This window comes from Aeromonas encheleia, from assembly GCF_900637545.1.
GTDB lineage: Bacteria > Pseudomonadota > Gammaproteobacteria > Enterobacterales > Aeromonadaceae > Aeromonas > Aeromonas encheleia.
In genome coordinates, this window is record NZ_LR134376.1 from 1,426,066 (window position 1) to 1,438,497 (window position 12,432).

A 12,432-nucleotide genomic window follows, 5' to 3' on the forward strand; every position below is an offset into this window, starting at 1 on the left:
CTTAGTTGGCGTCGCTGGCTTTGATGGCAATCATGGATCCGAAGTTGAAGCACTGGAACCAGAGATCCTGATGGACGAAACCGGCCGCGCGCAGGCGAGCCTGATGCACCGCCAGCGTGTCGGTGCGCATCACGTTCTCCAGGGCGTTGCGCTTCTGGCTTATCTCCAGTTCGCTGTAGCCGTTGGCCCGCTTGAAATCCAGATGCAGATCGATGAGCAGCTCGTTGACCTGGGCATCCTCGAAGCGGAACTTCTCGCTCAGGATCAGGATGCCGCCCGGGCGCAGGCCGTCGTGGATGCGTTTGATGAGGGCGGCCCGCTGCTCGGGCTCGACGAACTGCAGGGTGAAGTTGAGCACCACCACTGAGGCGTTCTCGATCTCGATGTCGCAGATGTCCGCCTCGACCAGCTCCACCGGCACCTCGGACTTGAAGCCGGAGAGGTGGGCGCGAGCGCGTTCGATCATGGGGTGGGAGAGGTCGACCGCGGTGATGCTACAGCCCGGTTGCGCCACGTGGCGACGCATGGCCAGGGTGGCGGCGCCGAGGGAGCAGCCGAGGTCATAGAGGCGGCTGTCTGGCTGGGCGTAACGGGCGGCCATCATGCCGATGGCGGAGATGATGTTGCTGTAACCCGGCACGGATCGCTGGATCATGTCGGGGAACACGTCAACGACCTGTTCGTCAAAACAAAAATCCCCCAGGCGGGCGATGGGGGCAGCAAAAATCTGATCTTTGGTATGCATGTCTGCGCAACCTGACAGCCGGTGTACAAATCGACTGTTTTTGTTCAATTGAATCTTGGGTAGACGGGCATCGAGATGGCGTCGTCACCGGTTGACGAACGGGTAGCAGGCCTTGAAATCCCTTGGGCCAGTTCCGTTCGCAACGGGCCATCGTCCTGGCCCTTATTTTGAGTCGGCCATCAGTCACAACGGACTGGCAGCCTGGCCCTTATTCTGAGTCGGGCCATCAGTCACAACGGACTGGCAGCCTGGCCCCTATTCTGAGTCGGGTCATCAGTCACAACGGACTAGCAGCCTGGCCCTTATTCTGAGCCGGGCCATCAGTCACAACGGACTAGCAGCCTGGCCCTTATTCTGAGTCTGGGCATCAGTCACAACGGACTGGCAGCCGGGCCCATATTCTGAGCCCTGTTATCAAGTTGCAACGGATTGCAACGGACGAATACCAGGGCCCTCGTATGGGGCGCTAGTGTAGTGGATTGACCGGCGTTTGTCTTGACGTGCGGCCCGGCCGTACCACAAAAAAGCGGCTTTTTTTGCGCCCGGCCGAGGACAACGAAAAGGGCTGGCTACTAAAAACACAGCCGCTCTTTTTGGCCCGGCTTAAAAGTCCAGTGAGCCTTGCCGCGCGCGATCGTTTTCCCCCGGCCAGGGTGCCATTGGGTGGCCGAGCAACTGGCTTATCTGGCGCGCCAGTTCGGGGGCTCTGGCATTGTCGGCGGTATGAATAAAGAGGTGGAGATCCTTTCCCTCCGCCAGCCACTGTTGCCAGCGGGGCAGCCAGGGCGGCAGGAAGGGGTGGTTGGCGGCCGGATCCGGCAAGCCGATGAGGCGCACCACAGGGGCATCGGCGGTGGCGAGCAGGTGCACCGGCAGCCTGGGCTTCTTGCCCTGGGCGTCGATCATCGCCGGGGTGCTGGCCGGCACCGAGAACAGCGGCCGGCTGTCGAGCATGATGCGGTTGACGCCCTGCTCCATCAGCAACCGGTTCAGGGCCCGCTCCGCCTCACCCTTGGCGAAGAAGTCGGGGTGACGCACCTCCAGCGCATAGCGAAAGTCTTGCGGCAAGCGCTGGAAGAAGGCGGCAAGGCGCGGCAGGCCGGCGGGGCCGAAGCGGGCGGGCAGTTGCAGCTTGAGCAGCCCCAGCTTGTCGTGCAGCGGGCCGAGCAGGGCGATGAAGTCGCTCACTTGCTTGTCGACGCTGACCAGATCGCTCTGGTGGCTGATGGTCTGCGGAAACTTGAAGCTGAAACGGAAGCTGTCCGGTACCGCATCGCTCCAGCGGCGCACCGTGTCCGGGGTCGGCGAGGCGTAGAAGGTGGTATTGCCTTCCACCGTGTTGAAGACTTGGGCATAGTGGGCGAGGTGGTCGGCGGGCTTGGCACCCATGCCCAGTAACTGACCGGGCCAGGCCGGGTGTGACCACTGCGGCAGACCCAAATAGAGGCTCATGACGGATCCTGTGTGCTGGTTTCGCTCTTTTTGCACTCATTTTTGATCCTGAATGATAAAAACAGGGCAAAGGAGGCTGCGGGCCATTTTACCCAAATGGGGGTTTTCCTCTATAATGCCAGCCCTTTTGTTTGCCAATTTGTTGTGACCCACGGGGTCATGCGCCTAAGGTGGCGATGGCGGCGACCATACACTTGCCAAACAACGACGCTTGCCGATGCCCTCGCACCGACTTTATTGGCCCCCATAGGGGTTGCCTCCGGTCGCGCCGACATCGCTGGCAACGGTCCGGTTCTGGGGAGCCGGATGGTACGAGACTGATTTCAAACCGGGTAAGAACAAGAATCTGGCCAGCTGTGAGACAGACGGTGCTTGCCAGTCGTGCCCGGCGGCCCAAGGTTAACCGTCTCTCTACAATTTCGAAGGAAGAAGTCCATGCGCTCTATCTATTGCGGACAGGTCAATGAGGCCCATGCCGGGCAGACCATTACATTGTGCGGTTGGGTCCATCGTCGTCGTGACCTCGGCGGTCTGATCTTTATCGATATGCGCGACCGGGAAGGGATCGTGCAGGTATTCTTCGATCCGGACAAACCGGACGCCTTCGCCCTGGCCTCCGAACTGCGCGGAGAGTTCTGCATCCAGGTGACCGGTGTGGTGCGTAGCCGCCCCGACTCCCAGCGCAACAGCGACATGGCCACCGGTGCCATCGAGGTGTTTGGTCACGAGTTGACCATCATCAACCGCTCAGAGCCCTTGCCGCTCGACTTCAACCAGACCAACAGCGAAGAGATCAGCCTCAAGTACCGCTATCTGGATCTGCGTCGCCCCGAGATGGCCAAGTACCTGAAGACCCGTGCCAAGGCCAGCGCCTTCGTGCGCCGCTTCATGGACGAGCAGGGCTTCCTCGACATCGAGACCCCCATGCTGACCAAGGCCACTCCGGAAGGGGCCCGTGATTACCTGGTGCCGAGCCGCGTCCACAAGGGCAAGTTCTACGCCCTGCCGCAGTCCCCGCAGCTGTTCAAGCAGTTGCTGATGATGTCCGGCTTCGATCGTTACTACCAGATCGTCAAGTGCTTCCGCGATGAAGACCTGCGGGCCGACCGTCAGCCTGAATTCACCCAGATCGACGTGGAGACCTCCTTCATGACCGCACCCCAGGTGCGCGAGCTGATGGAAGAGATGATCCGCCAGCTGTGGCAACACGTGCTGGCCGTGGATCTCGGCGACTTCCCGGTGATGACCTTCGACGAGGCCATGCGCCGCTTCGGCTCCGACAAGCCGGACCTGCGCCTGCCGATGGAGCTGGTCGACGTGGCCGATCTGCTGACCGAGGTGGAGTTCGCGGTGTTCGCCGGTCCGGCCAAGGATCCGAAAGGCCGCGTGGCGGCCCTGAAGGTACCGGGCGGCGCCGAGCTGTCCCGCAAGCAGATCGACGAGTACACCAAGTTCGTCGGCATCTATGGCGCCAAGGGGCTGGCCTGGATGAAGGTCAACGCCGCGGCCAATGGCCTCGAGGGCGTTCAGTCTCCGGTCGCCAAGTTCCTCTCCGATGAAATCGTGCGCGAGATCCTGGCCCGCACCGGCGCGGCCGACGGCGACATCATCTTCTTCGGCGCCGACAGCAAGAAGGTGGTGTGCGATGCCATCGGCGCCCTGCGCCTGAAGGTGGGTCGCGATCTGGGTCTGGTGGAGAACTGCTGGAAGCCGCTGTGGGTCATCGACTTCCCCATGTTCGAGGAAGACAGCGAGGGTGGCCTGGCCGCCATGCACCACCCCTTCACCGCACCGAGCAATCTGGGTCCGACCGAGCTGAAAGCCAATCCGCTGGAAGCCTATGCCAACGCCTACGACATGGTGATCAACGGTTACGAAGTGGGCGGCGGTTCTGTCCGTATCCACAACAGCGAGATGCAGTCCACCGTGTTCGACATCCTGGGGATCACCCCGGACGAGCAACGCCTCAAGTTCGGCTTCCTGCTGGATGCGCTGAAGTACGGTACCCCGCCGCACGCCGGTCTGGCCTTCGGCCTGGATCGTCTGAGCATGCTGCTGACCGGTACCGACAACATCCGGGACGTGATCGCCTTCCCGAAAACCACGGCCGCCGCCTGTCTGATGACGGACGCTCCCAGCTTCGCCAACCAGGCTCAGCTGACCGAGCTGGCCATCGCCACTGTTGCCAAGGCCGAGGCTGAGGCGAAAGCCTGAGAACATGCTTAAGACCGGGTCGCTGCGCGGCCCGTATCCCATTGATTTAAAATTATAACGGAGAGTTTTTATGGCAGGTCACAGCAAATGGGCCAACATCAAACACCGCAAGGCGGCGCAAGACGCCAAGCGTGGCAAGATCTTCACCAAGTTGATCCGTGAAATCACCACCTCAGCGCGGATCGGTGACGCGGATCCGGCCAACAACCCGCGTCTGCGCGCGGCGGTGGCGGCGGCCCTGACCGGCAACATGACCCGAGACACCATCAACCGCGCCATCCAGCGTGGCGCCGGTGGTGGCGATGGCGAACAGCTCGAGACCATTATCTATGAAGGTTACGGCCCGGCGGGCTCCGCGGTGATGGTGGAGTGCCTGACCGACAACCGTAACCGCACCGTCGCCGAGGTGCGTCACGCCTTCAACAAGTGCGGTGGCAACCTGGGCACCGACGGCTCGGTGGCCTACCTGTTCAGCAAGAAAGGCCTGATCACCTTCGTCGGCGTGGACGAAGATGCCCTGATGGATGCGGCGCTGGAAGCCGGTGCCGATGATGTGGTGACCGAGGAGGATGGCTCCATCGAGGTGTACACCACCCCGAACGACTTCGGCACCGTGCTGGATGGCCTGGAAGCGGCTGGCTTCAAGCCCGAGAGCGCCGAAGTGACCATGATCCCCTCCACCGAGGCCGAGCTGGATGCCGAGACCGCACCCAAGCTGATGCGTCTGATCGACATGCTCGAAGATCTGGACGACGTGCAGGAGGTGTACCACAACGGCTCCATCTCCGACGAAGTGGCAGAACTGCTCTGATCGTCAGGTAGCGTTATCGCCGGGTAGAAAACCCGGGAGGGGCATCACCACGGTGTCACCTCCGACGAGAGCACGAAACGGCAGCCCTGGGCTGCCGTTTTTTACATCTGAATGGCCCCGTTTGAGTTTATTTTATCCAATCTGCTCCCGCCTTAATTCCCGCTTAAGTTTGCCTGCTTACTCTCTCCTGCATCCGGGCCGCTGTGCCCATCACCCTGTTGTCTGCTCGGGAAGAGAGACGGGTGATCTGGATGTTCAAAACGGAGCCCCCATGCAGGGCCTCCCGATCTACTGGCTTGTCGGAGTATCGTTATGCGTCTCACCCTGGGAGTGATGAAGGTCAACCTGTTGCTGGTGCTGCTGTTTGCACTGGTCTTCAACTGGCCCATTTTCCTGCACTTTTACCGCATTCTCACCGCCCTTGAGCATGTCAAGGCGGGCTTCGCCCTCTCGATCCCCTTTGTGCTGATGGCCGCGCTCAACGCCGTCTTCCTGCCGTTTACCTTTCGGTATCTGCTCAAACCCTTCTTCATACTGCTGATCATGACCGGCTCCATCGCCAGCTACGCCATGCTCAAGTACGGGGTGATCTTCGATGTCGGCATGGTGCAGAACATCATCGAGACCAACAGCGGGGAGGCGACCTCCTACCTCAACGCATCCGTCATGCTCTGGTTCCTGCTGACCGCCGTGCTGCCGGTGCTCTGCCTGCTGTGGATCAAGATCGAATACCCGACGCCCTGGTACAAGGGGCTGGGCATGCGCCTCGGCGGCATCGCCCTCTCCCTGCTGTTCCTGGTCGGGGTTGCCGCCCTCTATTACCAGGATTACGCCTCGGTCGGGCGCAACAACCACTCCATCGTCAAGGAGATAGTGCCCGCCAACTATGTGCGCGGCCTCTATCGCTACGCCCGGGACATCGTCTTCGCCACCCCGATCCCCTATCAGCCGATGGGAACCGATGCCAAGGTGGTGGCCAAGAGCGACAAGCCGACCCTGATGTTCCTGGTGGTGGGGGAGACGGCGCGCAGCCAGAACTACTCCCTCAACGGTTACAAGAAAGAGACCAACAGCTTTACCGAGCAGGAGCCGAACCTCGTCTCCTTCAAGGATGTGCGCTCCTGTGGCACCGCCACCGCGGTTTCCGTGCCCTGCATGTTCTCCAACCTGACGCGCCGTGAATACGACGAGACCCTGGCCAAGTCCAGGGACGGCCTGCTGGACGTGCTGCAACACGCCGGTGTCTCTGTGTTGTGGAAGGAGAACGACGGCGGCTGCAAGGGGGTGTGCGACAAGGTGCCCACCATCGAGATCGAGCCCAAGCAGTTCCCTCAATATTGCGAAGGCGACTCCTGCTATGACGAGGTGCTGTTGCAGGGGCTGGATCAGCAGATCGCCGACATGAAGGGCAAGCAGGGCGACAAGCTGGTGGCCTTCCACCTGATGGGCAGCCACGGTCCCACCTACTACCGCCGCTACCCGGCCGCCGATCGCTTCTTCCTGCCGGACTGCCCGCGCAGCGACATCGAGAACTGCAGCAACGAGGAGCTGGTCAACACCTACGACAACACCATCCGTTACACCGACAAGGTGCTGGCCCAGCTCATCGCCAAGCTCAAGACGCTGGAGAGTCAGTACAACGTGGGGCTGGTCTATCTGTCGGATCACGGTGAATCTCTGGGGGCCATGGGGCTCTACCTGCACGGTACCCCCTACAAGTTCGCGCCGGATGATCAGACCCGGGTGCCGCTGCTGACCTGGTTCTCCCCCCAGCTGCAACGCGACCGCCAACTGAACCAGGATTGCCTGCGCCAGGAGGCGAGCAGCAAGCGCTTCTCCCACGACAACCTGTTCCACTCCATGCTCGGCATCATGGACGTGCAGACCAGCATCTATGACGGCAAGCTGGATCTGTTCAAGCCCTGCCGCGCGGGCTAAGCCTGCGGGATGAATCATCAACAGCAACGGCAGCCGATGGGCTGCCGTTTGTTATTGGGGAAGGGGGAGGGCATGGCGGCACCGCGATAAGCTGCGGGTGATCCGGGCAGGCCGGTCACATCAGGCTCATTCCAGCACTATCTGCCGCCCCCAGTCATATGCCGGGGGCACTGGCTGTGCGGAGCCGGGTCTCTCGGCCGGAGCCGAGCCTGTTCAAACCCTGCGGGCTAATCCGGTGTCACTCTTTATCAACAAAAACGGCAGCCGATGGCTGCCGTTTTTTTATTGGGGGAGCAGGACTACTTCTGCTCCATGATGATCTGCAGCAGATCCCCTTCCAGCAGGGAGCGCTTGACCAGGGCGAAGCCGCCTATGGTGGGCTGGTTCTGGAAGCGCGCCTTCACGATGGGCAGGCCACGGTGGAAGCTCGGCAGGGACTGGTGCTCGACGCAGCGACGGATGGCCGGGATCAGGATCTCCTCCGCGGCGGTGATTTCGCCGGCGATCAACACCTTCTGCGGGTTGAACAGGTTGACCGTGATGGCGATGGCCCGGCCCAGATGTTCCCCCACGTTCTCGATCACGCTGCGCGCCAGCTCATCCCCCGCCACGGCGGCCTTGCACACCTCCTGAATGGTGATGTGTTTGTCCTGCAGGGCGCTCAGGTGGCCACGGCTGATGAGCTCCTTGACCTTGTCGACGATGGCTTCGTTGGAGGCGATGGTCTCCAGGCAGCCGAAGTTGCCGCAGTGGCAGCGCTTGCCGAGCGGCTCGACCTGGATATGGCCGATCTCGCCGACGTTGCGATTCTGGCCGAGGAACACCTTGCCCTTGGTGATGATGCCGGAGCCGGTGCCCTGGTGCACGCTCACCAGGATGGAGTCCATGCAGTCGCGGGACTCGCCGAAGAAGTGCTCGGCCAGCGCCAGCGAGCGGGTATCGTTGCCCACGTAGCAGGGCAGGTTGAAATGGTGCTCGAGCAGCTTGGCGAGCGCCAGGTTGCGGATCTGGTAGGTCGGGGTGTAGATGACCATGCCGGATTCCGGATTGACCAGGCCCGGCATGGTGAGTGCGACACTGATGAGGTTGCGGCTGCGCTCGGCGTTGGCGTCGATGAAGGCGCCAATCTCACGCAGCAGCATGTCGACCACGGGTTGCTGCTCGATCTCGGTCACCTGGGTGATGTGCTGATCGAGCTCCTTGCCGTCGAGATCATAGAGACTCAGCTGCAGGTAGCCGCGGCCGAGCTTGGCAGAGACAAACTGAAAGCGATGCTTGATGGTGGTCAGGGAGATGGCCCTTCGTCCGCCGGTCGATGCCTGCGGCGAGGTCTCCCTGATCAGCCCATGCTCGATCAGTTGCCGGGTTATCTTGGTCACGCTGGCCGGGGCCAGCTGACTCAACTCGGCAATTTTGACCCGCGAGATGGGCCCCTGCAGGTCAATGAGCCGATACACGACCGCACTGTTAACCTGCTTGATGAGATCTACGTTTGCTATTTGTCCGCCAGTCATAGTGTCACTGTTGTGTGTAGTGTCCGTTAACCACGGTCCCGCAGACCGTGAAGGCCTGATCAAAGACGGTGAGGTTGGCAATTTTTCCGACCTGGATACTACCGAGACGTGAGTCCCATCCAATGGCGCGTGCGGGGTAAAGGGTGGCCATTCTCAGTGCTTCATCGAGCGGTAATCCGACCTGTTTGACCAGATTTTCCACCCCTTCGATCATGGTGAGGGCAGAACCGCCGAGTGTACCATTCTCATCGACGCACTGACCATCGCGGAAATAGACGGTTGCGCCACAAAAATCAAACTTCTCAAAGCCTTCCGGTGCACCGGCCGCCGCGGTGGCATCGGTGACCAGCACCAGTCGCTCGCCGAGGATCTTGTGGGCCAGACGCACTGTGGCCCAGTGCACGTGATGACCATCGACGATGATGCCGGCATGGACATCCTTGCGATCATAGATGGCACCGACCACCCCGGGTTCGCGCCCGTTCAGGGTGGGGGTCATGGCGTTGTAGAGGTGGGTGGCGAAGCGGATGCCGTTGTCGAACCCGGCCATGGCCTGCTCATAGCTGGCGGCGGTGTGGCCGGCGGAGACCAGGATGCCAGCCTCGACCAGGCGACGGATGTGTTCCGGCTTGTTGCGCTCCGGTGCCAGGGTGATCTTGGCGATGGCATCGCTGTTGTCACAGAAGAAGTCGATCATCTCGTCGGCCGGCTGGCGGATCTGATCGGCCGGGTGGATGCCCTTGCGCTTGAGGTTGGTGTAAGGCCCTTCCAGATGGACGCCGAGCACCTCGTTGGGGTGGGCGGCCATGTAGTCGCGGGTGACCGCCACCGCCTGCTTCATGTCCGCATCCGGACTGGTGATCAGGGTCGGCAGGAAGCTGGTGGTACCGGACTTCAGGTTGGCCGCCTGCATGATGGCCAGGGTCTCGGTGGTGATGTGACCGTTGAACATGACGCCACCGCAGCCGTTGAGCTGGACGTCGATGAAGCCGGCGCTCAGGTTGGCGCCGTGCAGGTCATATTGTACCGCCTCCGCGGGCAGCTCTGCCCGGGGCACAATGGCGACAATCTTGTCGCCCTCGATCAGTACGCCGTGGCCGGTCAGCACGCAGCTGCCGGTATAGAGGGTGCAATTAGTCAGTGCGTACATGACGGCTCCTTACAGACGGTTGATGTTGGCGGCTTCCAGTTGTTGGAAGTAACGGACCGTCTTGACTTTCAGCTCCATGGTGGAGGGCTCGTCGCACACCATCATGCCCTTGGGGTGCAGTTGCAGGGTGGAGATGGTCCACATGTGGTTGACGCAACCTTCCACCGCGGCCTGCAGGGCCAGGGCCTTGCCGTGACCGGTCACCAGGATCATGATCTCTTCGGCATCCATAAGGGTGCCGACGCCCACGGTCAGCGCCAACTTGGGCACCTGCTCCATGTCGCCACCGAAGAAGCGGGAGTTGGCGATGCGGGTGTCCTCGGTCAGGGTCTTGACCCGGGTGCGGGAGGAGAGGGAAGAGGCCGGTTCGTTGAACGCGATGTGGCCGTCATTGCCTACGCCGCCCATGAACAGGTTGATCTTGCCGTAGGACTTGATCTTGTCTTCGTAACGCTTGCACTCGGCCACCAGATCCTCGGCATTGCCGTTGAGGATGTTGATGTTTTCCGGGCGGATATTCACGTGGTTGAAGAAGTTGTTGTACATGAAGCTGTGGTAGCTCTCCGGGTGCTCGGCCGGCAGACCCACGTACTCGTCCATGTTGAAGCTGACCACGTGCTCGAAGCTCACTTCGCCGGCTTGGTGCAGCTCGATCAGGCGCTTGTAGGTCGTCAGCGGGGTGCCGCCGGTCGGCAGGCCCAGCACGAAGGGGCGATCGCTGGTCGGCTTGAACGCATTGATGCGGTCAACGATGTAACGGGCAGACCAGAGACCCACTTGGCTGGCGGACTTCAACGGGATCAGGCGCATTTTAGATACCTCTGTACGGGTTGCGGCCGGTCTATCGACGGCAAGGGATTTTAGATGGATTCAAGTTGTTTTATAGCGTAAATAAAGATTGCGAACTAAGCCACATCTATCCGTTACCTTTATCTCTGTTGAGTGATAATGATCACGAATGTTGGTTTATTAATTTGCGCAGCGAAATAAAACCCATAGACTGCCAATCAAGCCTTGATGGCTTATGCGTCGAACGTGATAAGCACTTAATTCTAGAAAAACATCAACTAAGGAGAGGAACCGTGAACATTCTCGGTTATTTACAAAAGATCGGCCGTGCCCTGATGGTGCCGGTAGCGGTATTGCCTGCCGCAGCGATCCTTATGGGGATTGGTTATTGGATTGACCCGAACGGTTGGGGCGGTGGCAGCCCGGTGGCTGCATTCCTGATCAAGGCGGGTGCCGCCATCATCGACAGCATGCCTGTGCTGTTCGCCGTGGGTGTTGCCTATGGCATGTCCAAGGATAAAGACGGCTCTGCCGCGCTGGCCGGTCTGGTCGGTTTCCTGGTGGTCACCACCTTGCTGAGCCCGGGCGCCGTTGCCCAGATCAAGGGTATCCCGGCCGATCAGGTCCCGGCTGCCTTTGCCAAGATCAGCAACCAGTTCGTCGGTATCCTCTGTGGTGTCATCGCCGCCGAGCTGTATAACCGCTTCAGCAGCGTCGAGCTGCACAAGGCGCTGGCCTTCTTCTCCGGTCGTCGTTTGGTGCCGATTGTGACCTCCGTCGTCATGATCGTGGTCTCCTTCATTCTGATGGCCGTCTGGCCGGTTATCTATGGTGGCCTGGTGCATTTCGGTGAATCCATCGTCAGCATGGGCTCCACCGGTGCCGGTATCTACGCCTTCTTCAACCGTCTGTTGATCCCGGTCGGTCTGCACCACGCCCTGAACTCCGTGTTCTGGTTTGACGTGGCAGGCATCAACGACATCCCGAACTTCCTGGGCGGTCAGAGCTCCATCGACGCCGGCAAGGCCGTGGTCGGTACCACTGGTATGTACCAGGCTGGCTTCTTCCCCATCATGATGTTCGGTCTGCCGGGCGCTGCGCTGGCCATCTACCACTCCGCCAAGAAAGAGCACAAAGAGAAAGTTGCATCCATCATGATCGCAGCCGCCTTTGCCGCCTTCTTCACCGGTGTGACCGAGCCGCTCGAGTTCTCCTTCATGTTCGTGGCGCCGGTGCTGTACGTCATCCACGCCCTGCTGACCGGTCTGTCCGTGTTCATCGCCTCCAGCATGCATTGGATCGCCGGTTTCGGCTTCAGTGCCGGCCTGGTGGATATGGTGCTCTCCAGCCGTAACCCGCTGGCGACCCAGTGGTACATGCTGCTGGTGCAGGGCCTGGTGTTCTTCGGCCTCTACTACGCCATCTTCCGTGCCGTCATCGTCAAGTTCAACCTGAAGACTCCGGGTCGTGAAGATGACGAAGCCGTGCCGGTACAGGCTCAGATTACCGACCGCACCGAGCTGGCTCGCCAGTATCTGGAAGTGCTGGGTGGTCAAGATAACCTGGTAACCATCGATGCCTGCATCACTCGTCTGCGTCTGACCTTGAAAGATCGCAGCATCGTGGATGAGCGCAAGCTGAAAGCCCTGGGCGCGGCCGGTGTGGTCAAGCTCGGTGAGCAGAACCTGCAGGTGATTCTGGGCCCCTTGGCCGAAATCATCGCCGGTGAGATGAAATCCCTGCGTTAATCGAGCGCAAGCTCACCTCAAGTCTAAGTCCATTGTTGACATAACTAAGGGCCCCGCTTAGGGGCCCCATA

9 protein-coding genes are annotated in these 12,432 nt (G+C 60.7%); 4 read left to right on the forward strand and 5 right to left on the reverse strand.

From position 1 onward, the window contains the following. Nucleotide 1 precedes the first annotated feature (1 nt). Nucleotides 2-745, reverse strand: coding sequence for a carboxy-S-adenosyl-L-methionine synthase CmoA (cmoA, locus tag EL255_RS06830; protein WP_042651345.1), 744 nt, complete (start codon nt 743-745; stop codon nt 2-4). Between the two features lie 603 nt (nt 746-1,348). After that, nucleotides 1,349-2,197 carry a DUF72 domain-containing protein gene (locus tag EL255_RS06835; RefSeq protein WP_042651346.1) on the reverse strand — a complete coding sequence of 283 codons (849 nt, stop codon included), beginning with the start codon at nt 2,195-2,197 and terminating at the stop codon, nt 1,349-1,351. 435 nt (nt 2,198-2,632) lie between these two features. Here EL255_RS06835 and aspS point away from each other — a divergent pair, with 435 nt between their 5' ends. From aspS to EL255_RS06855, 3 genes are all read left to right on the forward strand, one after another. Beyond that, the gene (gene aspS / locus EL255_RS06845) at nt 2,633-4,411 is read left to right on the forward strand and encodes an aspartate--tRNA ligase (protein WP_042651347.1); all 1,779 of its coding nucleotides are present in this window, start codon (nt 2,633-2,635) and stop codon (nt 4,409-4,411) included. 70 nt (nt 4,412-4,481) lie between these two features. Further along, a complete protein-coding gene (locus EL255_RS06850) occupies nt 4,482-5,222 on the forward strand; it encodes a YebC/PmpR family DNA-binding transcriptional regulator (protein ID WP_042651348.1) in 741 nt (246 codons plus the stop codon). A 312-nt stretch (nt 5,223-5,534) separates the two neighbouring features. Beyond that, nucleotides 5,535-7,160, forward strand: a complete 1,626-nt coding sequence (locus EL255_RS06855) for a phosphoethanolamine transferase (RefSeq protein ID WP_042651349.1) — start codon at nt 5,535-5,537, stop codon at nt 7,158-7,160. 299 nt (nt 7,161-7,459) lie between these two features. Here EL255_RS06855 and nagC read toward each other — a convergent pair whose 3' ends face one another. Genes nagC through nagB form a run of 3 tightly spaced genes read right to left on the reverse strand, consistent with a single transcriptional unit; the run spans nt 7,460 to nt 10,634 of the window. Further along, a complete protein-coding gene (gene nagC, locus EL255_RS06860) occupies nt 7,460-8,674 on the reverse strand; it encodes a DNA-binding transcriptional regulator NagC (RefSeq protein ID WP_042651350.1) in 1,215 nt (404 codons plus the stop codon). Nucleotides 8,675-8,678: 4 nt separating this feature from the next. After that, entirely contained in the window at nt 8,679-9,824 is a 1,146-nt protein-coding gene (nagA, locus tag EL255_RS06865) for an N-acetylglucosamine-6-phosphate deacetylase (RefSeq protein ID WP_042651351.1), read from the reverse strand. Between the two features lie 9 nt (nt 9,825-9,833). Next, nucleotides 9,834-10,634: a glucosamine-6-phosphate deaminase gene (gene nagB / locus EL255_RS06870; RefSeq protein WP_042651352.1), complete on the reverse strand. Its 801-nt coding sequence runs from the start codon at nt 10,632-10,634 to the stop codon at nt 9,834-9,836. A gap of 272 nt (nt 10,635-10,906) precedes the next feature. On the opposite strand from nagB, the gene nagE reads away from it, so the two are divergent. Then, on the forward strand, nt 10,907-12,361 hold the full coding sequence (nagE, locus tag EL255_RS06875; protein WP_042651353.1) for an N-acetylglucosamine-specific PTS transporter subunit IIBC: 1,455 nt from the start codon (nt 10,907-10,909) through the stop codon (nt 12,359-12,361). Nucleotides 12,362-12,432 lie beyond the last annotated feature (71 nt).

What these genes read in the sequence shown, in the direction of transcription:
- EL255_RS06835 (WP_042651346.1), bottom strand. Translation starts at nt 2,197, where the DNA reads ATGAGCCTCTATTTGGGTCTGCCGCAGTGGTCACACCCGGCCTGGCCC.
- cmoA (WP_042651345.1), bottom strand. Translation starts at nt 745, where the DNA reads ATGCATACCAAAGATCAGATTTTTGCTGCCCCCATCGCCCGCCTGGGG.
- aspS (WP_042651347.1), top strand. Translation starts at nt 2,633, where the DNA reads ATGCGCTCTATCTATTGCGGACAGGTCAATGAGGCCCATGCCGGGCAG.
- nagC (WP_042651350.1), bottom strand. Translation starts at nt 8,674, where the DNA reads ATGACTGGCGGACAAATAGCAAACGTAGATCTCATCAAGCAGGTTAAC.
- EL255_RS06855 (WP_042651349.1), top strand. Translation starts at nt 5,535, where the DNA reads ATGCGTCTCACCCTGGGAGTGATGAAGGTCAACCTGTTGCTGGTGCTG.
- nagA (WP_042651351.1), bottom strand. Translation starts at nt 9,824, where the DNA reads ATGTACGCACTGACTAATTGCACCCTCTATACCGGCAGCTGCGTGCTG.
- EL255_RS06850 (WP_042651348.1), top strand. Translation starts at nt 4,482, where the DNA reads ATGGCAGGTCACAGCAAATGGGCCAACATCAAACACCGCAAGGCGGCG.
- nagB (WP_042651352.1), bottom strand. Translation starts at nt 10,634, where the DNA reads ATGCGCCTGATCCCGTTGAAGTCCGCCAGCCAAGTGGGTCTCTGGTCT.